The organism is Pseudomonas umsongensis (assembly GCF_002236105.1).
GTDB lineage: Bacteria > Pseudomonadota > Gammaproteobacteria > Pseudomonadales > Pseudomonadaceae > Aquipseudomonas > Aquipseudomonas umsongensis.
On sequence record NZ_NIWU01000001.1, the window covers coordinates 764,364 to 790,904 of the forward strand.

21 protein-coding genes are annotated in these 26,541 nt (G+C 57.6%); 9 read left to right on the forward strand and 12 right to left on the reverse strand.

The window, feature by feature from the left end; translation table 11 throughout:
* Positions 1 to 6: 6 nt before the first annotated feature.
* From PSUM_RS03520 to PSUM_RS03540, 5 genes are read right to left on the reverse strand one after another with little or no spacing between them, the layout of a single operon-like run.
* On the reverse strand, positions 7 to 888 hold the full coding sequence (locus PSUM_RS03520) for a fatty acid desaturase family protein (protein WP_042955871.1): 882 nt from the start codon (positions 886 to 888) through the stop codon (positions 7 to 9).
* Positions 885 to 1,613, reverse strand: a complete 729-nt coding sequence (locus PSUM_RS03525; RefSeq protein WP_083348978.1) for an SDR family oxidoreductase — start codon at positions 1,611 to 1,613, stop codon at positions 885 to 887. The genes PSUM_RS03520 and PSUM_RS03525 overlap by 4 nt, the downstream gene beginning before the upstream one ends.
* Complete coding sequence (locus PSUM_RS03530; protein WP_020800797.1) at positions 1,610 to 2,812, reverse strand: hypothetical protein; 1,203 nt, start codon at positions 2,810 to 2,812, stop codon at positions 1,610 to 1,612. Before PSUM_RS03530 ends, PSUM_RS03525 begins: the two co-directional genes overlap by 4 nt.
* Before the next feature lie 20 nt (positions 2,813 to 2,832).
* Positions 2,833 to 3,777, reverse strand: coding sequence for a chlorinating enzyme (locus PSUM_RS03535; RefSeq protein ID WP_020800796.1), 945 nt, complete (start codon positions 3,775 to 3,777; stop codon positions 2,833 to 2,835).
* A 17-nt stretch (positions 3,778 to 3,794) separates the two neighbouring features.
* A complete protein-coding gene (locus PSUM_RS03540; RefSeq protein WP_083348979.1) occupies positions 3,795 to 5,627 on the reverse strand; it encodes an amino acid adenylation domain-containing protein in 1,833 nt (610 codons plus the stop codon).
* Between the two features lie 622 nt (positions 5,628 to 6,249).
* On the opposite strand from PSUM_RS03540, the gene PSUM_RS32015 reads away from it, so the two are divergent.
* From PSUM_RS32015 to PSUM_RS03550, 3 genes are all read left to right on the forward strand, one after another.
* The gene (locus PSUM_RS32015) at positions 6,250 to 6,705 is read left to right on the forward strand and encodes a hypothetical protein (protein ID WP_225441917.1); all 456 of its coding nucleotides are present in this window, start codon (positions 6,250 to 6,252) and stop codon (positions 6,703 to 6,705) included.
* Between the two features lie 217 nt (positions 6,706 to 6,922).
* Positions 6,923 to 7,639, forward strand: coding sequence for a hypothetical protein (locus tag PSUM_RS32020; RefSeq protein WP_225441916.1), 717 nt, complete (start codon positions 6,923 to 6,925; stop codon positions 7,637 to 7,639).
* A 488-nt stretch (positions 7,640 to 8,127) separates the two neighbouring features.
* Positions 8,128 to 13,017 carry an NAD-glutamate dehydrogenase gene (locus PSUM_RS03550; RefSeq protein WP_020800793.1) on the forward strand — a complete coding sequence of 1,630 codons (4,890 nt, stop codon included), beginning with the start codon at positions 8,128 to 8,130 and terminating at the stop codon, positions 13,015 to 13,017.
* A 171-nt stretch (positions 13,018 to 13,188) separates the two neighbouring features.
* Here PSUM_RS03550 and PSUM_RS03555 read toward each other — a convergent pair whose 3' ends face one another.
* From PSUM_RS03555 to pdxR, 4 genes are all read right to left on the reverse strand, one after another.
* Complete coding sequence (locus PSUM_RS03555) at positions 13,189 to 13,899, reverse strand: hypothetical protein (RefSeq protein ID WP_033044958.1); 711 nt, start codon at positions 13,897 to 13,899, stop codon at positions 13,189 to 13,191.
* Between the two features lie 229 nt (positions 13,900 to 14,128).
* Positions 14,129 to 14,539, reverse strand: coding sequence for a cupin domain-containing protein (locus PSUM_RS03560; RefSeq protein WP_083348980.1), 411 nt, complete (start codon positions 14,537 to 14,539; stop codon positions 14,129 to 14,131).
* A gap of 195 nt (positions 14,540 to 14,734) precedes the next feature.
* Positions 14,735 to 15,028 carry an antibiotic biosynthesis monooxygenase family protein gene (locus PSUM_RS03565; RefSeq protein WP_020800790.1) on the reverse strand — a complete coding sequence of 98 codons (294 nt, stop codon included), beginning with the start codon at positions 15,026 to 15,028 and terminating at the stop codon, positions 14,735 to 14,737.
* Between the two features lie 100 nt (positions 15,029 to 15,128).
* Complete coding sequence (gene pdxR, locus PSUM_RS03570) at positions 15,129 to 16,562, reverse strand: MocR-like pyridoxine biosynthesis transcription factor PdxR (protein ID WP_083348981.1); 1,434 nt, start codon at positions 16,560 to 16,562, stop codon at positions 15,129 to 15,131.
* 205 nt (positions 16,563 to 16,767) lie between these two features.
* On the opposite strand from pdxR, the gene PSUM_RS03575 reads away from it, so the two are divergent.
* The 4 genes from PSUM_RS03575 to PSUM_RS03590 all read left to right on the forward strand — a co-directional run bounded on the left by PSUM_RS03575 (position 16,768) and on the right by PSUM_RS03590 (position 19,544).
* Entirely contained in the window at positions 16,768 to 17,208 is a 441-nt protein-coding gene (locus PSUM_RS03575; RefSeq protein WP_033044963.1) for a carboxymuconolactone decarboxylase family protein, read from the forward strand.
* Positions 17,209 to 17,281: 73 nt separating this feature from the next.
* Positions 17,282 to 18,259, forward strand: coding sequence for a LysR family transcriptional regulator (locus tag PSUM_RS03580; RefSeq protein WP_083348982.1), 978 nt, complete (start codon positions 17,282 to 17,284; stop codon positions 18,257 to 18,259).
* A 176-nt stretch (positions 18,260 to 18,435) separates the two neighbouring features.
* Entirely contained in the window at positions 18,436 to 18,957 is a 522-nt protein-coding gene (locus tag PSUM_RS03585) for a GNAT family N-acetyltransferase (RefSeq protein WP_083348983.1), read from the forward strand.
* A gap of 92 nt (positions 18,958 to 19,049) precedes the next feature.
* Positions 19,050 to 19,544, forward strand: coding sequence for a hypothetical protein (locus PSUM_RS03590; protein WP_033044738.1), 495 nt, complete (start codon positions 19,050 to 19,052; stop codon positions 19,542 to 19,544).
* A gap of 131 nt (positions 19,545 to 19,675) precedes the next feature.
* Here the strand turns inward: PSUM_RS03590 and PSUM_RS03595 are convergent, their stop codons facing one another.
* Complete coding sequence (locus tag PSUM_RS03595) at positions 19,676 to 19,897, reverse strand: hypothetical protein (protein ID WP_020800755.1); 222 nt, start codon at positions 19,895 to 19,897, stop codon at positions 19,676 to 19,678.
* Positions 19,897 to 21,324: a cytochrome-c oxidase, cbb3-type subunit I gene (ccoN, locus tag PSUM_RS03600; RefSeq protein WP_083348984.1), complete on the reverse strand. Its 1,428-nt coding sequence runs from the start codon at positions 21,322 to 21,324 to the stop codon at positions 19,897 to 19,899. Before ccoN ends, PSUM_RS03595 begins: the two co-directional genes overlap by 1 nt.
* Before the next feature lie 368 nt (positions 21,325 to 21,692).
* On the opposite strand from ccoN, the gene PSUM_RS03610 reads away from it, so the two are divergent.
* A complete protein-coding gene (locus tag PSUM_RS03610; protein ID WP_083348985.1) occupies positions 21,693 to 23,366 on the forward strand; it encodes a nitrite/sulfite reductase in 1,674 nt (557 codons plus the stop codon).
* Positions 23,363 to 23,842, forward strand: a complete 480-nt coding sequence (locus tag PSUM_RS03615) for a DUF934 domain-containing protein (protein ID WP_083348986.1) — start codon at positions 23,363 to 23,365, stop codon at positions 23,840 to 23,842. The genes PSUM_RS03610 and PSUM_RS03615 overlap by 4 nt, the downstream gene beginning before the upstream one ends.
* Before the next feature lie 146 nt (positions 23,843 to 23,988).
* On the opposite strand, the gene PSUM_RS03620 is transcribed toward PSUM_RS03615, so the two are convergent.
* Positions 23,989 to 26,328, reverse strand: a complete 2,340-nt coding sequence (locus PSUM_RS03620; RefSeq protein ID WP_083348987.1) for a tetratricopeptide repeat protein — start codon at positions 26,326 to 26,328, stop codon at positions 23,989 to 23,991.
* Between the last annotated feature and the right edge of the window lie 213 nt (positions 26,329 to 26,541).

Below are 26,541 nucleotides of genomic sequence, written 5' to 3' on the forward strand. Positions count from 1 at the left end.
GACTCGTCACGGCTTGCTTCCCTCAACGTGTTTAGGCTCGATCATGACCCGGTTTCCAAAGGTCTTGAGGCTTGCATGGTGGAGAAGCTGTGCGTAAACAGGATCCTCCATCAAGAGCTCATGAGCTTTGCCAAAGCAATGAACTGGTAGATAAGGGTAGAGGTGGTGAATGAGGTGATAGCAATCGTTGCGTGGGAAGAATAGGGTGCGGAGCACTGGGTTGTGGATGATGAAGTTGCGAGACTTATATATTTCGTCGAGCTCTATTGCATACAGTCCGCCATGATCCACGATGTCAATCAGGTAGCGAAGGAGAGGCAGGAATGCAGCATGGGCCAAGATGAGCGTCCACATGGCATAATTCATTTCTGCTATATATAGAGCCGCGCCGATTCCCACATAGAACGCAAGCCCGAAGCTGTGAGAGGGTTTTTTCATGCTGATCCTAGGAAAGTAAAACCAAACGAAGCGCAGCATTATTAAGTCGTGCAACGCCCGTGACCACGTGATAGGGCGATTGTGGTCGAGGTTCTGGCGTAACTTGAAATCATCGTCCAAGGCGTAGTTACCAAGATGCATGTGATGGCTGCGGTGCTCTTTTTTGTACGCCACAAAGTTTATGAGTAGTGGAATACAAAGCAACTTGCCGACACGATCGTTGTAGCTGTGCGAATCTGAGAAAGAGTTGTGCGAGCATTCGTGTACGATGTTGTTCAGGCCTTTAAGGGTGACGGCGGTTAAGGCTGCGAACACTACCGTTGTAAAAGAATGGTGGGTGGCTTGAGCCAAGGCGAGCAACACGACGATGGAGATCAAGTAAGCAGCTAGAAAAAGTGAGCCTTTCATCATCGATTGCGGGGTGCAAAGGTGCTTCATTCTCAGCGTCATGGCCAACCCCCTGCGAGTTTGATGACTTCACCCGTGATGAAGTCCGCCGAACCGCTCGCTAGAAATGTAATTAGTGCGCCAATCTCGCTCGCCTTGCCGAGCCTGCCTAGTGGGAGCAGCTTGTGCAGTTTCTTCCGGCCAAACTCCGTCTCCCACAGCTCTGACGGATAATAGGTTTCGCTTGCCAGGAAGTTCGGGGCGATTGCATTAACAGTGATTCCGCTGGATGCCAGCTCACGTGCTGCTGCTTGGGCGAGGGCCGAAGCACCAGCTCTGGCTGAACTGTAGGTGGAGAATCCAGGCTCGGGCTTTGACGGCGCGGCGGATGTAACTAGAACTATGTAACCTTTGCCGTATCGCTTCATTTCGGTCGCAGCTCTCGCCAAGAGGGAGAACGGTGTGATGAGTAAAGCCTCGCATGCCCTGCGCATGTCGCAAGCCTCCCCAGCTTCGAGCGGTACGTGTTGTAGGGGGAAGATGTCGTTGCTGACGAGTAGATCGATGCGGCCGAACTCTTTGGCAACATACGCAATGAGGGCACTCGATGTCTTGTTCGGATAGGCTGATGCGCCTGTGTTTTTTGTTTGGAAGTCTTTGCGCAAGTTCTCGTCGGGGAAGCTTTCATCATGGCAAACCACGACGTATCCTGCGGCAAGGAGAGCAGTGACCGCGCCCGGTCCTGCGTATTTGGTAGCGTTCGTGACGACTGCAACGGGGCGTATCATCGAGCCTCCCCAACAAACGTAGTAATCGCAGCGAGAATGTCAGTGTTTATAAGCAGCGCGTCGTGGTGACTGCGAGCCTCGCTCTCTTGCAAACGACTGCCATTTACGAGGCGGTGCAACATGAGGGATGCGCCTGGATGTGTCATACGATCTTTGCCGTTTGTGACAATCAGCATTGGCAACTCTAGTTGTCGTGCGGCGGCCATTGCGTCGTATGCCATTAGCGCGAAATTTATTTTTGCATAGCGATGAAATAGTCCAACGTCAGCATAGGGATAGAGAATGAAGGGCGCCAACTCCGGCGGGACACTGAACAACATAGCCGGATCCATGAAGAGAGAGTGAACCTCTGCCGCACGTTTGAGACTGGTCGAGGCCTCCGACAATAGGCTCTGAAACTGACGCTGGAATGGTGTGCGGGGCGTCTCAGGACCGAAGTTCAAGTCGCCATGAAGAATGAGTATAGAGGCGATGCTATTGGTGCATACAGCTGCTGCGGCGATAGCAGTCGGTGCGCCGCCGCAGATTCCAATAAGGTGGGCGCGGTTGAGGTTATAACCCAACATGATTGACTGGACGTGCCCTATTTCGGTCGTGATCTCGCCGGCTGGTTCTGCAAGTGAGCGCCAATCACCGAAGAGATAGGGACTCTCAAACATGATGACAAAGTGGTTTTGGCTAAGCCCTTTCATCCAGGAATTAAAGAACATTGGAGGCATGCCGCAGGGGAGTACGAAGATGATCGCTTCGTTAGTGGGTGTGCCTAAGGTGAACGTAGTTAAGGCTGGTGAGTCGTTTGGATATAGTGTTCTTCGTCGGCTTTGCTCTGGTATTGCGGCCATACTAAATGCGGCGTCCAATGTATTCGCTTTTTCGATGACTGCGAGTTTCTTCCAGTCGATTAGATTGGCGAGTAAGAACTTGCTAAGCGCAGTTTCCAAGCTTGATGCATTCAAGGGCGTGGGCCATACGAAGTATGGAACGACGAGAGAATAGTGTAGGCCAATCGCGCGCAAGATCTCGTTACAGCGCTCGGAATCTTCTGCGCGAAAGGGGGGGGCATCGCCAGCAGTGGTTGTGACAGGAAAAATTCTGAGCGTCGTACTGCATGCCGCGAGTAATGGTTGGCAGTGACCCAATACCTCTACGAGTTGTACAAGCTGTACGTCATCCGTGAGATGAATCGCTTTAATAGGCATGAGAAGACCTCGTTTTAGTGTTAGAACTTCTTACCGCGTGTTGTATGAGTGACTATTCGGTTGTTCGGACAATTATTCATGCCGCGCACCACGACAATTCCATACTTTTCGAGGCTCACGCTGCCACCGTATTCTTCGACCATATTTGTATCGGGATAAACGTGTACGGATGAGGGCACGTAACGCGTTGCATAACCCATGCGCATTTCCTTGGTCTTCCCGGAGTGAGGGTGCGAGGCATGCATGAGGGTTGACCAGAATATGATGAACTGCCCGGCTTCCATTACTATGGAAGTGGCGTCTTTTTCATTCGGTGACCAGTTCGGATCAATCTGCAGTTCCCGGTAGTCGTAGCCGAAGAAGCCACGTAGTACGCCGTTTTTTTTCATCGAATTGTTTTGCTCACCGCTGTAATGCATTCGTTTGGTTTCGTCATAGAACATTGTCTTGTGAGTACAGGGGATGAACTGGAGGCACCCGTTGTCGGTTGTCGCGTCGGTGAAGGCGCTCCAGACAGTGATTGTGCCTCCGAATTTTGAATCTTCGGGCCAAACGATTTGCGGTGTGCCGGACGCATTGGCAAAGGTATCGGCTTGATGCCAGTCAGTACCTTCTTCACCAGGATGTTTAGGGAAAAACTCCGTGCGCCAACAAATAACGTCCGGACCCAAAATGCTTGACACACGATCGACGATCTCACGTCGGCATATGTGTTCAGCGAGGAAGTCAATGTCGAGGTGGCGATCGTAGTTTGAGATATTGGTGCTGCCTGATACTGCTGCATTTGATTGGTAGACCGCGTGACTGCGATCCAGAGCCTGAAGTCGCGTTTGCCGCCAAAGAGCCTTCATTTCATCCGGTGAATAAAGCGTGAACGGGCCTATGTAGCCTTGATGATGGAATTGTTCAACTTCTTCAGGGGAAAGGTAAAAGTGGCTCTCAGGTGTTTTAATTATATTAGTCATGGAAGTGCCTATAATTATTATTGGGAGGTGAGGGTCTTGATTAGGGTCGAGAGGGTTGCGCCTTTGTTGAAAACGTCTATGCGCAGGTCCGTCTTGAACTTTAAATTGATGCGTTGGAGCATGATAGTCAGGGAGAAAGATGTTCCGCCGAGATCGAAAAATTCAGCATCGGGGTCGATGTCGCTAAGTCCAAGAGTACTTGCCCAGATAGAGTGCAGGTCTTTCTCTATCGACTCACTAGACTTCGTGCCTTCGGATTTGGCTGGGTATGTAAGTTTTTCTCGTAAGAGAGTCACGAGAGCGTCGTTGTCTTGTTTTCCGTTAACTGTAGTAGGGATGCGGTCGACAGCTATGTAGGCCGATGGAACCATATAACTTGGAAGCGCTTTGACCGCTGCAGCATGTAGTTCGGAAGGTAGCGTTTTGTGAGCGCGGCTCCCTGCAACTGCGCCGAGGACAACATAGGCTACAAGTCTTGGATCGTTTTCCCCGAAGTTTACTGCAATAACCTTCGCGTCTTGAACTTCCGCGTGGTGCATGAGGCAGGCCTCAATTTCACTGGGCTCGATACGATAACCGCGAACTTTGACTTGACAGTCTGCGCGACTGATGTATGCGTAAGTATCAAGTCCAACTTCTGCGCCGATATCGCCGGAATTGTACCAACGTCCCCAATTGCCCAAACGGTCGGTACGATATTTGAAACGCTCATGAGTGAGATCGGAGCGCCCGAGGTAACCGCGCGCGAGACCTGGGCCCTGTACATAGATAAACCCAACTTGTCCTCGTGGTACGGTCTGACCGTTTGTGTCAACTATCTCAATCTTCATGCCTGGGATGGGCATCCCAATTGGACTGAACTCTTGGGTCATGAGATCGCTTGGTTCGAGAAACTTCAATGTTGTGTGTACGGTCGTTTCCGTTATTCCGTACATATTGATAAGGCGAGGGCTGTCAAGGCCGTGTCGTGCTATCCATGGTGTTAGTGCCAGCGCGTCCAAGCGCTCTCCGCCAAGTATAACGTAGCGTAACGACAGTTCATCACATGGTCTTGTTGTATCAACGGTTATAAGGTTGCGGAAGGATGAGGGGGTTTGATTGAGTACGGTGACTTTCTCACGTGTCAGTAAGTCGTGAAAATCTTGTGGATCTCGAGCGGTCTGGTTTGACACCAGGACTAGGCTCCCTCCGAACAGGAGCGCGCCCCAGATTTCCCACGCAGAGAAATCGAAAGCGACTGAATGAAACTTGCACCATACGTCGTTTGCGTTAAACCCGAATTTATCGTGTGTTGCGGTGAAAAGGTGCACGATATTTCGATGTTCGACCATCACGCCTTTTGGCTGTCCCGACGAGCCCGATGTGAAAATGACGTAGGCCAGACTCGTCTCATCGTCGCCGGACTCCCTCTCAATGAGGGTGCTCGACACGGAAACAGCGGCAGTGATGTTGACGACGGTCAGGTCTTCAAAGTTTGGAGCGGTCGCATCGTCAGCGACGACGATGTCCATGGTGCTTAACTGAGCGATTTGCTTGCGTCGCTCCTGCGGGTGCGCTGGGTCTAGCGGAACGTAAGCACCGCCAGCTTTTAATATTCCCAGGATACCAATGATCAAGTCACATGTGCATTCAAGGCATAGTCCGACCAACTGATCACGCTTCACGCCGATGTTAAGCAGGGATATCGCCAGCTTTTCTGCGCGCTCGTTTAGATCTCGGTATGTCAGCTGTGTCTGGCCATCGGTAACGGCTATGTTATGAGGAAATTGTTGAGAAACTCTCGCGAAGACGGCGTGAAGTGTCGTCGCTCCAGTGAATTGGGTCGGTAAGCTAAATGTTTTCGTCGGCATCGTGGACACTCGAGGAAATGAAAAAACCTGAAATAAATAATGTCTCGAAACGCTTTAAAAAAGCGATCAAAAATCGAGTAGGTATTTTCCTAAAAAAATGTAGGACGTTTCTCAGGTTTGTTCGGGGTGGATAACAACACTCAGCAATAGGTTGTATCAGGAATAAGCTATTTATTTGCCGAATATCCTGGTCGTCCCGCCAATGTGAAGGATGAAATTTCGAGTGATCAAGTGCCAGTTTGGTTACACGAAAGTCCGCCTCCGAAGCTTGGTGAGAAACACCGCGCAGCGGACCACGTAACGAAAAAGCAATTCTCCCAGCCCACAGGAGATTTCTATGTCTCATGGTGCGGGAACTGAGGGAAAAAACGGTTTGTATTATCAGTTTGATGTATGGAAAAAAGTTAGGTGCTTGACTTTTTGAATTTTGAGAGATGTTTCTCTCGGACTATTCCTAACTTGCCATAGGAAATTTCCGATTGTGCTGCAGGACGTTTGCAAGAGCCAAAAATAACGCTCCGCCCTCCGGTTTTTCACTTGTATTGGCCTCATTCAATCCCTTAGCGTGATCGCCCAGACGCAAAGGATTGCGCAGTCAATCATGAAAAAAGGACCTCTTTCGATGAGTCAGTATTTCGAATGGGCGGATGAGATCAAGCACCTGTCCGGGGAACAAATCGAGCAACTGTACCAGCGCTATCTGAACGGTGAAAAAAGTGCCGATCTGAAAATCGAGTTCAACATTGCGCCTGAAGTCCGCAGTCTGTTGACAATATTGCCACCGATTATCAGCAAGGACCTGACCTGCCCCTACTGCGACCTGCCCATGTGGGTGCGTCGGCACGCCAAGGGTACCCCTGTCTCAATTCGCAACCGTTTCAAGTGCGTTGCGAGCACTATCACCATGAGCCTGGCCACTATGGGTGAAACAAGCCCTGTACTTGCAATGAATGCTACAAGCTGCGCCAGCAGGAAATCGTCGCCCAGGCGCAGCGCGATCGTCTCGAGCTGGAGAAACGCTACCCCACGTCACGTCCGGCGGTGCCTTATGCATCGCTGGGTTTCGTCCAGAAACTGACATTGCTTGCCTTGCTGGACGACGGCCATGTCGCTGGCGCCGAGCGCATTGCCTCGCTCGACGCCGGGTTGCGCAGCGAACCGTTGGCGCCCACTGATGAGGCCAGTGAAGCGCTGGTGAGGAACCTGTACGAGGCCGGCGTGCTGAACGTCGATCCGGATGGCGACATCAAGGCCTTCGATCGAGCGGCCGGCTACCTGATCAAAGACTTTCCTGCGTGCGCTGGCTACCCAATGTCGCGCTGGAAACCGGCGTACGCAGCACTCGCGACGCACTGTACCAGGCGTTGTACCAGGAACTGTCCGGCAGTGTTCAGCCGTCCTGGAAAAGCGAGCTGTATGCCTTGATGTTGAGCCTGGCCCGGGACGAGTCGATTCAGTACATCCAGGTATTGGCCAGCGAAGTGAGCTTCGTGTTCAGTGCCCGAGGGCGTGCCGAAACTGTTGTCGGCCAGCTTCTGCAGGACTTCTCGGTGAGCCATGTCTACTACTTTGCGCGATTGGCGGTGAAGAATGCCGCGCATTTTTATGCCACCGGCAACTCCAAGGGCCGCAACCACGCTTGCAACACCATCCCGGGCAACATGTTGGGCACGGCGCAGGATGCCAAGGCGCGAAACTGGCGCAAAACCGCCTATCGCGATTCGCGAGTGCCGCAGTCGTCCTTGCACCGAATCCTGTACGACGTGGTGCTGAAAGACAGCGGGGCTGGTTTTTCCAAGTCTCCCGGCCTCTACTGGCGTGATGAACTGGTGCCGCGGTTTTTCTCCGGCGATGCTTGTGGGGCAGACCTGGCCGGGCATCTGCAGCTGTTCTGCCGCGAGTGTGAATCGAGCAACGTCGATGCCAGCATGGACCGGATGACGATTCAAATGCTCTGTTACGACTGCGCGACAGTGAGCAAATTTCAGGCGATCGAAGACTTGATCGACTGAATTGGTCGAGGTTCTTTCAACGCGCCCAATAGCGTCCATGGTCGGTTCGGCGATCATGGATGTTGTCAATTTCTGGTTGAGGCGTGGCACATGCGTGCTGGACGGCCGTTCTGGCACGAATGTCCTGCAAAAAACGTGCACTCAGCCCCGAAATCGACTCCGACTGCTAGTGTTGTTCAGTGTGCGCCTGCAGAGCAGCGTACCGTTGACCGAATATGTCGCAGCATCGCAAGCATGGGCCTTGCCGCACTCGTTAAGCTGCGCAACGGATGAGCACCCGTAAAGGCATTGCGTTGCCCGCAGCCCAGTCGCTTTTGCAGATGCCCATTCACGGAAGGTGAATGTGACCCGAGTGTCTCGTTTAGCTTCACCCACCTGTCACCCTGTTTCCTCTGCCCGAGAATCAGGAACAGGGTGACGGGTAGCCCCTGACAGGGGAATAGCACGCGACGCTTCCATCAATAACAAGCCCAAGCGGAGTACCACAGATGGCGTTCTTCACCGCAGCCAGCAAAGCCGACTTCCAGCACCAACTGCAAGCGGCACTGGCGCAGCACATCAGTGAACAGGCACTGCCACAAGTGGCGCTGTTCGCTGAACAATTCTTCGGCATCATTTCCCTGGATGAACTGACCCAACGTCGGTTGTCTGACCTCGCTGGCTGTACTCTTTCTGCGTGGCGCCTGCTTGAGCGCTTCGATCACGCGCAACCGCAAGTGCGCGTCTACAACCCCGATTACGAACGTCACGGCTGGCAGTCGACCCACACCGCGGTCGAAGTGCTACACCATGACCTGCCGTTCCTGGTGGACTCGGTGCGTACCGAGCTGAACCGCCGCGGCTATAGCATCCACACCCTGCAAACCACCGTGCTGAGCGTGCGTCGTGGCAGCAAGGGCGAGTTGCTCGAAATCCTGCCCAAAGGCACCCAGGGCGACGACGTGTTGCACGAGTCGCTGATGTACCTGGAAATCGACCGGTGCGCCAATCCGGCCGAACTGAACGTGCTGAGCAAAGAGCTGGAGCAGGTGCTGGCAGAAGTGCGTGTCGCGGTCGGCGATTTCGAACCGATGAAGGCCAAGGTCCAGGAAATCCTCACCAACCTGGACAACAGCCAGTTCGCCGTCGATGCCGACGAAAAGAGCGAAATCAAGAGTTTCCTGGAATGGCTGGTGGGCAACCACTTTACCTTCCTCGGCTATGAAGAGTTCGTGGTCAGCGATGAAGCCGATGGCGGCCACATCGTCTATGACAAGAATTCCTTCCTCGGCCTGACCAAACTGCTGCGCGCCGGCCTGAGCTACGATGACCTGCGCATCGAAGACTACGCCGTGAACTACCTGCGCGAACCGACCCTGCTGTCGTTCGCCAAGGCCGCACATCCAAGCCGTGTACACCGTCCGGCTTACCCGGACTACGTGTCGATCCGTGAAATCGACGCCAACGGCAAGGTCATCAAGGAATGCCGTTTCATGGGCCTGTACACCTCCTCGGTGTATGGCGAGAGCGTGCGGGTCATCCCGTATATCCGCCGCAAGGTCGCGGAAATCGAACGCCGTTCGGGTTTCCAGGCCAAGGCTCACCTGGGCAAGGAACTGGCGCAGGTGCTCGAAGTCCTGCCACGCGACGACCTGTTCCAGACCCCGGTGGACGAGCTGTTCAGCACCGTGATGTCGATCGTGCAGATCCAGGAACGCAACAAGATCCGCGTGTTCCTGCGCAAGGACCCATACGGTCGCTTCTGCTACTGCCTGGCCTACGTGCCGCGTGATATCTACTCCACCGAAGTGCGGCAGAAGATCCAGCAAGTGCTGATGGATCGCCTCAAGGCCTCGGATTGCGAGTTCTGGACCTTCTTCTCCGAGTCCGTGCTGGCCCGCGTGCAACTGATTTTGCGCGTCGACCCGAAAAACCGCATCGACATCGACCCGCAGCAACTGGAAAACGAAGTGATCCAGGCGTGCCGCAGCTGGCAGGACGATTACTCGGCCCTGACCGTCGAAACCTTCGGTGAAGCCCACGGCACCAACGTGTTGGCCGACTTCCCGAAAGGCTTCCCGGCCGGTTACCGCGAACGATTCGCCGCCCATTCGGCTGTGGTCGACATGCAGCACCTGCTGAACCTCAGCGAAAAAAATCCGCTGGTGATGAGCTTCTACCAGCCACTGGGTCAAGTGGGCCAGCGTGAGCTGCACTGCAAGCTGTACCACGCCGACACGCCACTGGCGCTGTCCGACGTGTTGCCAATCCTGGAAAACCTCGGCCTGCGCGTGCTGGGTGAATTCCCGTACCACCTGCGTCACAACAATGGCCGCGAGTTCTGGATCCACGACTTCGCCTTCACCGCAGCCGAAGGCCTGGACCTGGACATCCAGCAACTCAACGACACCCTGCAGGACGCGTTCGTCCACATCGTGCGTGGCGATGCCGAGAACGATGCGTTCAACCGCTTGGTACTGACCGCCGGCCTGCCGTGGCGTGACGTGGCGCTGCTGCGTGCCTACGCCCGTTACCTGAAGCAGATCCGCCTGGGCTTCGACCTGGGCTACATCGCCAGCACCCTGAACAACCACACCGACATCGCTCGCGAATTGACCCGGTTGTTCAAGACCCGCTTCTACCTGGCGCGCAAGCTCAGCAGCGACGATCTGGAGCAGCGCCTGGAACACGCGATTCTCACCGCGCTGGACGACGTCCAGGTGTTGAACGAAGACCGTATCCTGCGTCGCTACCTGGACCTGATCAAGGCCACCCTGCGCACCAACTTCTACCAGACCGACGCCAACGGCCATAACAAGCCGTACTTCAGCTTCAAGTTCAACCCGCACTTGATTCCTGAACTGCCCAAGCCGGTGCCGAAGTTCGAAATCTTCGTCTACTCGCCGCGCGTAGAAGGCGTGCACCTGCGCTTCGGCAACGTGGCCCGTGGTGGCTTGCGCTGGTCTGACCGTGAAGAAGACTTCCGTACCGAAGTCCTGGGCCTGGTAAAAGCCCAGCAAGTGAAGAACTCGGTCATTGTGCCAGTCGGTGCGAAGGGCGGCTTCCTGCCGCGTCGCCTGCCACTGGGCGGCAGCCGTGACGAGATCGCGGCCGAGGGCATCGCCTGCTACCGCATCTTCATTTCCGGCCTGTTGGACATCACCGACAACCTGAAGGACGGCGCGCTGGTGCCACCAACCAACGTCGTGCGCCATGACGACGATGACCCGTACCTGGTGGTGGCCGCGGACAAGGGCACCGCGACGTTCTCCGACATCGCCAACGGCATCGCCATCGACTACGGCTTCTGGCTGGGTGACGCGTTTGCATCCGGTGGTTCGGCCGGTTACGACCACAAGAAAATGGGCATCACCGCCAAGGGCGCGTGGGTGGGCGTACAACGCCACTTCCGCGAGCGCGGCATCAATGTCCAGGAAGACAGCATCACCGTGGTCGGCGTCGGCGACATGGCCGGTGACGTGTTCGGTAACGGCTTGTTGATGTCGGACAAGCTGCAACTGGTCGCAGCGTTCAACCACCTGCACATCTTCATCGACCCGAACCCGAACCCGGCGACCAGCTTCGCCGAGCGTCAGCGCCTGTTCGACCTGCCACGTTCGGCCTGGTCCGACTACGACACCAGCATCATGTCCGAAGGTGGCGGCATCTTCTCCCGTAGCGCGAAGAGCATCGCGATTTCCCCGCAGATGCAGGAACGCTTCGACATCCAGGCCGACAAGCTGACCCCGACCGAATTGCTGAACGCCTTGCTCAAGGCACCGGTGGACCTGTTGTGGAACGGCGGTATCGGTACGTACGTCAAGGCCAGCAGCGAAAGCCACGCCGATGTCGGCGACAAGGCCAACGATGCATTGCGCGTGAACGGTAACGAACTGCGCTGCAAAGTGGTGGGCGAGGGCGGTAACCTCGGCATGACCCAGCTGGGTCGCGTGGAGTTCGGCCTCAACGGCGGCGGCTCCAACACCGACTTCATCGACAACGCCGGTGGCGTGGACTGCTCCGACCACGAAGTGAACATCAAGATCCTGCTGAACGAAGTGGTTCAGGCCGGCGACATGACCGACAAGCAGCGCAACCAGCTGCTGGCGAGCATGACCGACGAAGTCGGTGGCCTGGTGTTGGGCAACAACTACAAGCAGACCCAGGCACTGTCCCTGGCAGCCCGTCGTGCCTTGCCGCGGATTGCCGAATACAAGCGCCTGATGAACGATCTGGAAGGTCGCGGCAAACTGGATCGCGCCATCGAGTTCCTCCCGGCTGAAGAAGCGATCAACGAGCGCGTCGCGGCGGGCCATGGCCTGACCCGTGCCGAGCTGTCGGTGCTGATCTCCTACAGCAAGATCGACCTCAAGGAGCAGCTGCTGGGCTCCCTGGTGCCGGATGACGACTACCTGACCCGCGACATGGAAACCGCTTTCCCGCCGACCCTGGTGAGCAAGTTCTCCGAAGCCATGCGCCGTCACCGCCTGAAGCGCGAGATCGTCAGCACCCAGATCGCCAACGATCTGGTCAACCACATGGGCATCACCTTCGTGCAACGACTCAAGGAGTCGACCGGCATGAGCCCGGCGAACGTGGCTGGCGCCTATGTGATCGTGCGTGACATTTTCCACCTCCCGCACTGGTTCCGTCAGATCGAAGCCCTGGATTACCAGGTGTCCGCCGACGTACAGCTGGAGCTGATGGACGAGCTGATGCGCCTGGGCCGTCGCGCCACGCGCTGGTTCCTGCGCGCCCGTCGCAACGAGCAGAACGCTGCCCGTGACGTCGCGCACTTCGGTCCGCACCTCAAGGAGCTGGGTCTCAAGCTCGACGAACTGCTCAGCGGCGAGATCCGCGAGAACTGGCAGTCGCGTTATCAGGCGTACGTTGCAGCCGGTGTCCCGGAGTTGTTGGCGCGCATGGTGGCTGGCACCTCGCACCTGTACACCCTGCTGCCGATCATCGAGGCCTCCGACGTGACCGGCCAGAACCCTGCGGACGTGGCCAAGGCCTACTTCGCCGTGGGCAGCGCACTGGACATCACCTGGTACCTGCAACAGATCAGCGCCTTGCCAGTGGAAAACAACTGGCAGGCCCTGGCCCGTGAAGCGTTCCGCGATGACGTCGACTGGCAGCAACGTGCTATCACCATCTCGGTCCTGCAACAGGGCGATGGTTCCCAGGACGTGGAAACACGGCTGTCCCTGTGGATGTCGCAACACGAAAGCATGATCGAACGCTGGCGCGCGATGCTGGTGGAAATCCGTGCCGCCAGCGGTACGGACTACGCCATGTACGCGGTGGCCAACCGTGAGCTGCTGGACCTGGCTCTGAGCGGGCAAGCGGTAGTGCCTGTCACTGCCACTGTCAGCGCCGAGCTGGAACCGGCGGCCTGATCAGGCGTTGAATGAAAAAGCCCCGCATTGAGAGATGCGGGGCTTTTTTTCGGCCGATGTTTTTGTCGTGTCTGTTCGGGCCCCTTCGCGAGCAGGCTCGCTCCCACATGGGTTTGCGGCGAACACAAAACTAATGTGGGAGCGGGCTTGCCCGCGAAGAGGCCTTCGGGGTCAATACAACTTCTGAACCTTGTTATCATCAAGCATCGACACTTTATCTGTCGGCCTGGTCAACAAATTATTGAGCGACTGGTCAAACTTCTGCAATGCCCTTACTTGCACATTCTGTTGTTCGTTAATGTCGGCGACAATCTCTTCGCTGCGTTTAAAGTCTGCCCATACAGGACTTAGCGCCTTCGCATCATGCCCTTTTGCAGTGCCGATATAACTCAGGTTCTTATCGTAGAAGTCCACGCTGACATTGGCCTCGATGTCCGAACTGCGCGAGGTTATCAACTGGCTGCGGCTGTCGACGACGGCCACCACGTCCGGTTTTGCCGCCTGCAGGCTTTGCATGTCCGGGTATACCGTGACTGAGCCGAATTGCCGTTCTAGAGAGGCCTTGACCCAGTCCACCGCCAAATCGGGTTTTGACGTGGCCACATAGGCGTCATGGATCGACTGCACCAGCAGGCTCTGGCCGAAACCGGTGCCGGCATTGGCCTGGTAGTCCTGCAGGTAGGCGCGGTTGGCCTGGGTATTGCGGCTGTAGACAATGCCAAGTGTGACATCGCTGCCGTTGGGTATGCGCGTTGCACTGCTGCGACCCACCGGTTGCGTAAAGATACCCTCCAGCGGAGTCACCGCTGAAGGTGCCGTGGGAATTGAGCAACCGGTTATCAGGACGGCCATGGTCAATGTACTGACGAACGCAAGTTTCATGGTGTTTCTCCAGTGAAACAACTTCGGTCGGAAAGTTACAGTTGCCGTATGAGGACGGCAGTCACTCCAGACTAAACCGTGTGTTGCTGATTGAAATAGCCAATCTATGAACTTATCCAATAGACAATAGTTTTGTTTGGTTTAACGGAGCGCGGTTAATTGCCTGAAGATATAAAGACGCCCAAATCAAGAGTTTGGGCATTTTTATTTATGGCTACAGGTTCGACGATCAGTTTTGCAAGGGGATCAACACTTTCTCGTCAGGTGACAACACCATGAACACCAACAGCTTCGCAGGTTTGGTTTTGCTGGCATTTTTCGAGACCAGATGTTCCGAACCGGCAGGTTCGTACCAATACTCGCCAGCCTTGTAAGTGACCTCTTTTTCGCCCTTCACCTGGGAAGTGATCGATCCCGAAAGCACATAGGCCATGGCGGTACCGTCGTGTTTGTGGGCGATGGACGCTTGGCCTGGCTTGTAGTCGACCTCAATCATCAAGGCCTTTTTCCCTGGGGCGTTTTTCAGCATTTGGTCTTGCAATACCGTGACCTTTTCCGATGGGTCACCGGCTTCATGGGCAAACGCCGAAGCGCCAACGGTCAAGGCAAGGGCAGCGAGAGAGCAGCGCAAAAGGTTCATGGTTCATCACCTGCAGTGGTTGGTTGTCAGGGACCAATCTATTGCGCCAGGGGCGATAAACAAACAGCCAATTTTACCGAAGGCCAGGGGACCAATGTGCGGCGCTGGAATGAAAAAGATCGCAGTCCCCGGAACGTTTGCAGAGGTACCCATACTCTGCAAACGCGGCCAAGGACTGCGATCTTTAACCGTGTCTTATCTGATCGGAAAGCTGTTGAAGTCGACGGCGTTGGCCAGCTGACAATCGATCAGGTCAATGAAGCCTTGCACCTGGGGGTTGTTGAAATGCGATTGCATTGCCGATTCCGATTGCCAGTGGGCGCTGACAGTCCAGCGATTACTGTCCTCAGGGCAGCGGTCGACCATATAGGATTCACAGCCCGGTAGTTCGCGCAGGGTATCGACAATCTTTTGCAATTTCTGACCCAGTTCTTCCGAGCGACCGGCAACGGCCTGCACCTGTACGGTATTGATCACTTTGTAGGACATTGGCTCACACTCCTCATTGAGGGATAACGCCTATGCAGGATAGGCCTGCACCTCCGGACCACCAATAGCCAATCGCGGGATAAAAACGCAGACCAATCCATCAGGCAACCTGCTGCAAAATGTCCCTGAGACGGTCCAGGGCGATGTCGATGTCCAGGGTCTCGATAGCGCCAAAACCCAGGAAAAACCCCGCCTGGGGCGCCTGCTGGTAGAAAAAACTGTCAATGGCATAGAGCCCGACTTCAACCGTTTTCGCCAGCTCGATCACCAGTGGCACGTCGATCGCTACCTTGCACAGCACCACCATGTGAAAGCCCGCTGCGGTCGGCACCGCTTCAAGCCAGGGTGCGAGATCACCGGCCATGCGCGCCAGGATCCGCTCACGCCTGCCCGCGTAGATCGTATGGCAGCGACGAATGTGCTTGAGCAGGCAGCCTTCGGCGATGAATTTGGCCAGCGCCCACTGGGGCAGGGTGGAGGTGTGCAGGTCGGTGAGTTGCTTGGCGCGCACCACCGCCTCGAGAATCGCCGGCGGCAGGATCGCGTAACCCAGGCGCAGTTCTGGCAAAAGTGTTTTCGAGAAGGTCCCCACATAGGCGACGATCCCGCGCTCGTCCATGCTTTGCAGCGAGTCCGTGGGGCGGCCTTCGTAGCGGAACTCGCTGTCGTAGTCGTCTTCGATGATGATCGCCCCCAGTTCATGGGCGCGAGCCAGCAGTGCAGCGCGGCGCTCCTGGCTCATGGGCATGCCCAGCGGGAACTGGTGTGAGGGGGTGACGTAGATCAGCCGCGTACCGAGGGGGATTTTCTCCACGACAATCCCTTCGGCGTCCACCGGCACGCCAATCACCGTGGCGCCATGGGTGCCGAACAACAGGCGCGCCGGCGGATAACCGGGATCTTCCATGGCGACGATGCTGCCCGCTCGTATCAGCACCCGGGCAATCAGATCCAGCGCCTGTTGCGCGCCATTGCACACCACCACGTCCTCGTCCTGGCAATTGACCCCGCGAGAAAAGGCGATGTGCTGCGCGATGGCATTGCGCAGCGCCGGCAGGCCTTCGGGCAGGCTGTAGAAGCCCTTGGACGCGGCGATCTGGCGCAAGGCGTGGGACGTGCAGCGTCGCCAGTCATCCTGGGGAAACTGGCCCTTGCTGGTGGCGCCGCCAATGAAGTCGTAGCGCAGCGAGCCTTCGAGCGTCGGATGACGCAGGAACACCGGCAGGCTACGCCAGGATTCGATCACCTCGAAGCCGGCCAGCTCTTTATGGCTTTGTTTGCGCTCGATTTTGGATACGCGGGCGTTGACGTAGGTGCCTTTGCCGATCACCCCGGTGAGGAAGTTTTCATAGGTCAGCTGGGCATAGGTATCAGAAATGGTTTTGCGCGAAATGCCCAGTTGTTCGGCCAGCAGGCGGCTGGGAGGCAGTTGCGTCCCGGCGGCCAGGCGACCCGATTCGATGGCGCTGCGCAGTTGCGTGTACAACTGGCCCGCCAGGTCCTTGCGTCCGTTAATGACAACGTGTAGTTCCATACAGGCAAGGCTCCATGGCGATTGAGGCGCGTGTGCGTTACGCCAGATTACCCTCAACTGGCGTTTATGCAGTAGTTGCGTGGCGTAAAAACCGCCAATTGGTCTGGGCCCAGGTGGTCCACGGAAATTTCGCGCAATTGGATATGTAACGCAGCGTTAACAACGTCTACCTTGGCGGCATATCGACGCCATATGAGGTCACGCCATGACCCTCCGCCTGGATTATTACAGCGCCTCGCCCAAGGCGATGAAAGCACTGATCGCCATGGAAGCCCTGACCAGCAACCTGAGTATCGAGCCGGCGCTGCTGCACCTGATCAAGATCCGTGCTTCGCAGATCAATGGCTGTGCGTTCTGCACTGACATGCACTCGGTAGACGCCCGGCGCCTGGGCGAAACCGACCGCCGCCTGTACTCCATCGTGGTCTGGCGCGACAGTAACTTCTTCAACCCACGCGAACGCGCCGCCCTGGCCTGGACGGAGGCGGTGACACTACTTTGCGAGAGCCATGTGCCGGACGCCGTCTACGAGCAGGCGCGGACTCAGTTCAGCGAAGGTGAACTGGTGGACCTGACCATCGCTGTCACCACCATCAACAGTTGGAATCGACTGGCCGTGAGTTTTCGCCAGACACCCAGCGCCTGAACGGCTGTCACACGTCGTTCATCTAGCTTGCGCAGGATGGAACTCCCAGTGAAAGATCGACAGGGAGTCATCGATGTCATGCATGGAAACCCGGGGCGTCCAGTCCATAGCGCAGTGCCCCGCACCTCTCGATAAAATCACGTCCTGGCGCTCCCGCGCGGCGCAAATCGATGCGCTGCAGGCGCAGTGCTTCAGCGTGATCGCCCGTTGCGGCTGCTTCATGCAGGCAGCCCGGCGCCTGAACGTCAAGGCGACGCAGTTGCGCAAGCAATTGGCGCAACTGGAAAAGCAGTTGCAGTGCTCGCTGTTCAGCCCTTCGGAGAGCGGCCTGGTGCTCAGTCGCGACGGCCTGGAGCTGCACAGGCAACTGACCGCCCTGGCGCATGAACGCGACCTGCCGGTGCTCGAGCAACCTGTGGTGCGCCTGGCGGTGGCCGAGACGATCCTGCACGACATCCTCGGTCGCGATCTGGTGGCGTTGCTGCGACGCAATGCCAGCGCGCGCCTGGACATCATTACCCTCGACAGCGAATTGTCCCTGCAGGCGGTCAGTGCCGATGTCGTGGTATGGATGACAGGCATCGGCTCGCCAACGCCGGGACCGAGTTTTGCCGTCAACGTGCCCAGATGCCTGGCGCGGCTCGACTATCTACCGCACATCGCCAAACGCTATTCACGAGTCGCCGCGCGGCCGGCCGGTCTCGATGACCTGGCCGATTTCATGCTGGTGCAATGGCAGCATGATCGACAGATCGACAGTTTTCGGCCCTGGAACGACCTGGTCGACCAGCGCCTGGCCGGGGTCTTGCAGTCGCATTCCTATCCACTAATGCTGGAGATGGTCCGTTGCAGCGCCTGCATCGGCCTGTTGCCTGGCTACATGAGCCATTTCGACCGTGGCTTGATCGGTTTGCCGGGGTTGTTCAGCCAGCCGATGCAGCGCCAGGTGTGGCTGGCGGTGAATGCCGAGGCCGAGGGCGATGCGCAGGTGCAGACGATTGTCGAGTTGATCCTCGGCACCTTCGAAGAGCGGCGGGAATGGTTCCTGTAGGAGCGAGCATGCTCCGGGCGGCGTTCCGACGAAAAACCTGGGAGCGCCGCGGGGCATCAGGTATCCCGCGTCATCGTTAACGACCATCGCGAGCATGCTCGCTCCTACAGGGTGTTTTTCCATGTTGGATGCGTTGTAGAGTGAACGGCCATGTTTCTATCAAGGATGAATCACTCATGACCGGGACCGACGCTGTCATCACCCTCGAACGCCTCAACCATTCCCACGTCCCGGGCATCACCGCGCTTTACCACGAACCGGTCGTCGCCCGTCAGACGCTGCAAATGCCGTTTCCATCCTCCGAGACTTGGCAAAAACGCGTGGAGACGGACAATGAGCGGGTCGTGCAATTGGTCGCCCTGCATCAAGGGACGGTTATCGGTAGCATCACCCTGGAACAGTTTCCACGCATCCGCCGCAGCCACGCAGGCAGCTTCGGCATGGGCGTTGCTTCCCAATGGCAGGGCAAGGGCGTGGGTTCGAAACTGTTGGCGGCGGTGCTGGATATTGCTGACAACTGGATGATCCTGCGACGGGTCGAACTCAGCGTGTATGCCGACAACGAAGCCGCCATCAGCCTGTACCGCAAGTTCGGTTTCGAGACCGAAGGGCTGTTTCGCGACTATGCGGTGCGCGATGGCGTCTACGTCGATACCTTGAGCATGGCGCGCTTGCGCCGCATGCCAAAGTGCGATTGATCCATACCACTCGCGCTTTTAGTCGTACGCCGGCGGCGCGCATCTGCCATGCTCAATGTCCGCAGCACCGCTTCAATCAAAGGAACACCGCAATGGACGACGTACGGCAACTGGGCGAGATGCTTCGTCACTACGCAGACAGCGAAGCGCACAAAAAGCAGCTGTTCGAGACACAATCGGCCGAGTGGGCCAAGCGCATTGGGGAGTTGTTCGATCAGATCCAGCAGTGGCTGGAGCCGGTTCTGGCACCGAATCTGCTGGAGGTGAGCCGCGAAGCGTATGTCGCGTCCGGGCCGAGTGTTCCGGTGGAGACGTCTACCTTCAAGACTGAAAAGCTGAGCATTACGATCGCCGGCAAACCGGTGGAGTTCGTGCCGGATGTGATGGGTGCCGGTGGGCAGATTTCCCTGGCAGTGATGGGCTTTACCGCTGCGCGCTACGGCAGTGTTTCACTGGTGTGCATGCCATCGTCCAATGGCTGGCAGTGGCGCAAGACCAATGGTCTTAAAGATCCGGATACCTTTGTCTTCGATGCGGATTTCCTGGCGCAGCAGTTGCAGAGCCTGATTCCGCGCGAACGCGGCTGAGTTTTCGCGACACTGTGAATCCCCCTGTGGGAGCGAGCCTGCTCGCGAAAGCGATGAATCAGTCAATATCGATGTCGACTGTCAGCCCGTCTTCGCGAGCGGGCTCGCTCCCACAATGAATGGGTTGTAGGTCAGATTTCGATTTTGCCCCAACCCGGCTTTGGCTCTTCTGGCGCGACCGCGTTTATCCGCTTGCCGGTAGCGGCCTCCACTCGCCGGGCGACTTCCGGGTCATCGGCAAACGGCACCAGGCTGGCATCGTCCAGGCTTTCGGCGGTCTGATGGCGCAAGCAGTATTCGATGGTGCACCACAGGAACACCACCCCCAGGATATTCAACAGGACTTCAGTCATCAGGCTATCTGCGCCTCACTTTCCGCCATCGCCACTTCGGACACCCGTACGGTACGCCACACGTTGTAAGCCATCACCAGCATGCCCGTGAGGAACAACACGCCACCGGCAAAGCGCACCACGAACCCCGGATGGCTGGCCTGCAAGGCTTCGACGAAGGAGTAGGTCAGCGTGCCGTCATCGTTGATCGCACGCCACATCAGGCCTTGGGTGATGCCGTTGACCCACATCGAGGCGATGTACAGCACGGTGCCGATAGTGGCGAGCCAGAAGTGCAGGTTGATCAGCGGAGTGCTGAACATCTGTGCGCGACCGAAGACCTTCGGCACCATGTGGTAAGTCGCGCCGAAGGTGATCATCGCCACCCAGCCGAGGGCCCCGGCGTGCACGTGGCCAATGGTCCAGTCGGTGTAGTGGGAGAGGGCGTTGACCGTCTTGATCGCCATCATCGGCCCTTCGAAGGTCGACATGCCGTAGAAGGCCAGGGACAGCACCAGGAAACGCAGGATCGGGTCGGTGCGCAACTTATGCCAGGCGCCCGAAAGGGTCATCATGCCGTTGATCATTCCGCCCCAGCTCGGTGCCAACAGGATCAGCGACATGGCCATGCCCAGTGACTGCGCCCAGTCCGGCAAGGCGGTGTAGTGCAAATGGTGCGGACCTGCCCAGATGTACAAAGTGATCAGCGCCCAGAAGTGCACGATCGACAAACGATAGGAATACACCGGCCGGTTCGCTTGCTTGGGCACGAAGTAGTACATCATCCCAAGGAAACCGGTGGTCAGGAAAAAGCCCACGGCGTTGTGCCCGTACCACCACTGGACCATGGCGTCGGTTGCCCCCGAATACACCGGATAGGATTTGAACCAGTCCACCGGAATCGCCAAGTGGTTGACCACGTGCAGCATCGTAATCACCACGATGAACGCGCCGAAGAACCAGTTGCCGACATAGATGTGCCGGGTCTTGCGCTGCACCACAGTGGTGAAGAACACGATGGCGTAGGCCACCCATACCAGGGTCATCCACACCGCGCCGGAGAACTCGATCTCGGCGTATTCCTTGGTGGTGGTGTAGCCCAGCGGCAACGTGATGAGCATCACGACGATGACCGATTGCCAGCCCCAGAACGTGAAGGCTGCGAGCTTGTCCGAGAACAGTCGCACCTGGCAGGTACGCTGCACCGCGTAATAACTGGCGGCGAACTGCGCGCTGCCGGCAAATCCGAAAATCACCAGGCTGGTGTGCAGCGGGCGCAGGCGCCCGAAAGTGGTCCACGGCAGGTCCAGGTTCAACTGCGGCCACACCAGTTGCGACGCGATCCAGACGCCCATCGCCATCCCCACGATGCCCCAGATCACGGTTGCCACGATGAATTGGCGGACGACCTTGTAGTTATAAGCCTGTCCGATAGTTGTTGTGCTCATGCTCAATGCTTCCACGGTTGCAATGACGTGCACTGTAAAAACCGTGGCCAAAACAAAACAGACTCAGGAAAAACTGATTTATGCGGATCAGATCTGCAGCGAGTCAAATTGGACGCCTCTAATTCTGATACGGTTTTTTCATGAATAGCTGAATCTGTAATGAAAACCGGCACGGGTCCATAGTCATTGCCTCGAAACGAGCCGCAGTTAATGCCGCCCAACCTGTGGGAGCGAGCCTGCTCGCGAAGCGTCCGGCACATTCAATATCGATGTCGCCTGGTACTCCGCCTTCGCGAGCAGGCTCGCTCCCACAAGGGTCGCGCCAGGCATTGGCAACAGAGCCCGATCACTCCTGATGAGGTAGCCAGATGTATCAGTACGACGACTATGACCGGGCACTGGTGTTCGAGCGGGTTGCGCAGTTTCGCGATCAGGTCGAACGCTTCATGGCGGGCGAACTGAGCGAGGAAGAGTTCCTGCCGTTGCGCCTGCAAAACGGCCTGTACATGCAAAAACACGCCTACATGCTGCGCGTCGCCATTCCCTACGGCACCCTGAGTGCCCGGCAGATGCGCACGCTGGCGAGCATCGCCCGGGATTACGATCGCGGCTACGGCCACTTCACGACGCGCCAGAACATGCAGTTCAACTGGATCGAACTGGCCCAGGTGCCGGACATCCTCGAACGCCTGGCCCAGGTCAACATGCACGCCATCCAGACGTCCGGCAACTGCGTGCGCAACATCACCACCGAAGCCTTTGCCGGGGTTGCGGCCGATGAAATGATCGACCCGCGGCCGCTGGCGGAAATCCTGCGGCAATGGTCGACCATCAACCCGGAATTCCTCTACCTGCCACGAAAGTTCAAGATCGCCATCTGCTCGGCTGAGCAGGATCGCGCGGCAATCATGATGCACGACATCGGCCTCTATCTTTATCCCGGTGACGACGGGCAAATGCTGCTGCGGGTCATTGTTGGCGGCGGCCTTGGGCGCACGCCGATACTTGGCTTGCAGATTCGCCAAGGCTTGCCGTGGCAGCACCTGCTGTCCTACGTCGAGGCGGTGCTGCGGGTGTATAACCGCCATGGCCGGCGGGACAACAAGTACAAGGCGCGGATCAAGATTCTGGTAAAAGCCCTGGGCATCGAAGCGTTCGCCAGGGAAGTCGAGGAAGAGTGGACGCATATCAAGGATGGTCCGGCACAACTGACCCTTGATGAGTTCGAGCGCGTGGCCAGTGCCTTCGTTGCGCCGCGATATCGCGAACTGGCGGATACCAGCCTTGAATTCGGCACGCAGCTGGCCCAGGACCCGGCGTTCGCCCGTTGGGTGCTGCGCAATGTACAGGCACACAAGGTACCGGGGTATGCCAGCGTGGTGCTGTCGACCAAGCCGGGCGGCAGCGCACCGCCGGGGGATGTCACGGCCACGCAAATGGAGGCGGTGGCGCAGTGGTCCGAGCATTTCGGTTTTGGCGAGATTCGCATCGCCCATGAGCAAAACATCGTGCTGCCGGACGTGCCAAAAGCCGACTTGTTCTCGCTCTGGCGCCTGGCGTGCGAACACAACCTCGGCTGCGCCAACGTCGGTTTGCTCACCGACATCATCGCCTGCCCCGGGGGGGATTTCTGTGCACTGGCCAACGCCAAGTCGATCCCCATCGCCCAAGCCATTCAAGCGCGCTTCGAAGACCTCGATTACCTGCATGACCTGGGCGACATCAGCCTCAACATCTCCGGCTGCATGAACGCCTGCGGTCATCACCACATCGGCAACATCGGCATTCTGGGTGTCGATAAGAACGGCAGCGAGTGGTACCAGATCACCCTCGGTGGCGCCCAGGGCAAGAACAGCGCGTTGGGCAAGGCCATCGGCCCGTCGTTCAGCGCTGCGCAAGTGCCTGCGGTAGTCGAACAGATCGTCGACACGTTCGTGCGTTACCGCGAAAGCGAGGAGCTGTTTGTCGATACCTTGCAGCGCATCGGCCTGGAGCCGTTCAAAGAGGCGGTATATCCGTCAGCGCTGGAGGTGTCGGCATGAACAATCTGTTGTGTTTGCAGGAGGGCGGGGCACGGATTGTCGTGGATGATCCCTGGACGCTGGTTCGGGATCTTGAGGCGCCGTTGCCTGAGGGCCAGGTGATTTTGCCGCTGGCCCGCTGGCTGGAAAATCCGCAGCAAAACGCAATCTGGCTGGGACCGGATGATGAGGTGGAAGGCCTTGAGCGGTGGTTTGGCCAGTTGCGGTTGATTGCCCTGGATTTCCCGAGTTTTCGCGACGGTCGGGCCTATAGCCAGGCCTATTTGCTGCGCACGCGATTGGGCTGGAACGGTGAGTTGCGCGCCGTGGGTGATGTGTTGCGTGATCAGCTCAGTCATATGCGCCAATGTGGGTTCGACAGCTTTGCGGTGCGTGAAGACAAATCCGCCGAGGATGCGCTCAAGGGGCTGGCGGGGATGAGCGTGTCGTATGGGCGCTCGGTGATTGAGCCGCGACCGTTGTTTCGGCGGCGTTGACGTAAATTACGCATTGGCGGGGCTGACGCTTTCGCGAGCAAGCCCGCTCCCACATTTGATCCTTGGCATTCACAAAATCTGTGACCCACACAGATCCAATGTGGGAGCGGGCTTGCTCGCGAAGGGGCCATTGGATCAGCCCCCGATCACTTCAACGCCGGATCCCCCATGTTCATTTTCTTCCAGCCCTGCAACAGCACCTGGGCCTTCGGTTCCTGGCCGTTATCGAGGTAGTACTGGATCAGCGACAACCGCGCATTTCGGTCGGCTGGCTGCACTTTCAACAGCCTTTCCAGTTCTTCGCACGCGGCATCGATCTCGCCGCTGTCATGCAGGGCCACCGCCAGCACATAGCCGTATTGTCCGCTCTGCGGTTCCAGTTGTGCGGCCCTGCGCAGGAAGGGCATGGCCTGTGCGGGTTGGCCGGCACGCACCAGCGCCAGGCCCTGGGTGTGTTGCAGCAGAGCGGCGTCGGGGTGTGCCTTGAGGCTTTGCGCCAGCAGCGCTTGGGCTTCCTGGCCGCGACCATTGGCTTCCAGCCATTGCACCAGTGTCACCAGCGCCGGATAAAAGTCCGGGTCGCGCTTGAGTGAAGTGCGCAGCAAGCCTTCGACTTCGCCACTGCGACCGCTGGCCTGATACAGCATGGCCAGGTTGAGGTTGGCTTCGGCGCGTTCGGCCAGGCTTTTTTGCACGTTCTCATATTCGGTGATGGCCGCGTTCCATTTGTCTTGGGCCGCGCCCAGGCCATTGCGTGCCACGCTGAGCAAATCCCGGGCCGCGGCAATGCGTACAGCCTTCACCGGATCGCTCAGCAACGGTGTCAACAGCGGCGCACGCTCCGGCGGTGGCAAGAAAGCGCTGATCGCCCGTACGGCGCTTTCACGCACTTGCGGCGCCGGGTTGCTCAAGTCCCGGGTGGCCAGTTTCAGCGCCTGTTCGCTGGGGTACAGCGGTAATTCGGCGAGCAGTGTCGCCCGTTGAATCGCCGGCAGGTTGCTGCGTTGCAGCTGCTCGTACAGGGCTTGTGCGGCGCCAGGCTGGCCATTGCGGATCAGCCACAGGCTTTCGTCGTAACGCGGAGCCTGCGCGGCGGTGGAGGTGTTCCAGAGTTTGAACTGCTCGGTGACCTTGTCACCGGCCTTGCCCTGGTGACAAGTCAGGCAGGCGTCCGGCGTACCGAGTTTTTTCGCCCGCTCGGGGTTGGGGATGCTGAAACTGTGGTCGTGCCGAAAGTCATTGCCCATATAAAACTTGCCGGGCATATGGCAATCGATGCACTGCGAACCTGGTTGGCCCATGGTGTGACGGGTGTGTTCGATGGAGTCGTAGTTCTTCGCTTGCAGGCCTTTGCCATCGACACCTTCGACGGAGGTCTTGCCAGCCGTGTTGTGGCATTGCAGGCAAACGCCATTGCCCGGCGCCTTGAGTTCGGTGCTGTGGGGGTTGTGGCAGTTGCTGCAGCGCACGCCCTTGTCGAACATTTTGCTCTGGGCGAACGAGCCGTGTTCGAACACTTCATCCTTGATTTTGCCGTCAAGGGCATACAGTTCACGGGTCAGCGCGCTTGGCAGGTAGTCGTCCATCAGGCGCTTGCCAACGGTAAAACCGTTGCCCAGTGGCGCACGACGCGAGTGACAGCGGGCACAGGTTTCAATCTCGACGGTCGCGTTCTTGTCCTTGAGGTCGACGGCGAAACCCGAGTGGATCAGATCGCCTTTTTTCGCCGTCCATTGCAGATGATTGGAGGCCGGGCCGTGGCAGGCCTGGCAGCCGACGCCAAGGCTGTTCCACTGGCTGTCGAAGGTGTTTTTCGCGGCATCGAAATTGCGCTTGTAGCCGGTGGTATGGCACTCGACGCACATGAAATTGGCGTTCTGGCTCGGCTTGCTCCAATGCAGCGGGTCCTTGAAGGTCACACCCTGGCCTGGATAGAGATGAAACCAGCGATGCTTCTCGGTATCCCAAGCGATGCCGAGGGCTTGCAAGCGACCTTCGCCGACCTCGATCAGGTATTGCTGCAAGGGTGCGATACCAAAGGTGTAGGCGACCTTGAAGTCGGCGTTCTTGCCGTCGATGCCCGGCGTGTTGACCCAGAATCCGTCATCCTTGCGCGAAAACCGGGTGGTTTCGTTTTCGGCCTTGAAGGTGACGTTGTTGAAGTCGCCGAGCATGGTCTGGGCGTTGGCCTCCTGCATCGCCAATTGGTGATGGGAACCTTGCCAGTCCTTGACCTGTGCACTGTGGCAGCCTTGGCATTGCTGTTCGTCGACCATCGTTGCCGGCGCCACGGCGACGGGTTGCGCGACAGGTGTGTTGACCGGCGCATAGGTCAGCGGAGCGGGTTGGCTGTGCAGCAGAAACCAGCCGATGCCCGCGACCGCCAGCAACAAGACGCCGATGGTGACCGGGAACAGGTATCGATGAATCAGGGTCGGTTGCGCATCAGGGTTCGGGTTTGCTGCTTTATTTTTATGTTTCGGCATTACGACTTCCGTAGTCCAGGTGCGTTTGCCGTCAGGCGCGCGTACAAGCTCGATGCAGCTTTGCCGGATGGCCGGCGTCTGTCAAATGGTTGCGTCGGGGCTGATGTCCTCTTCGCGAGCAGGCTCGCTCCCACATTTGGTCTGTGTCGTACACAAAATTCGTTTATGAACGCAATCCACTGTGGGAGCGAGCCTGCTCGCGAAAGCGGTTTG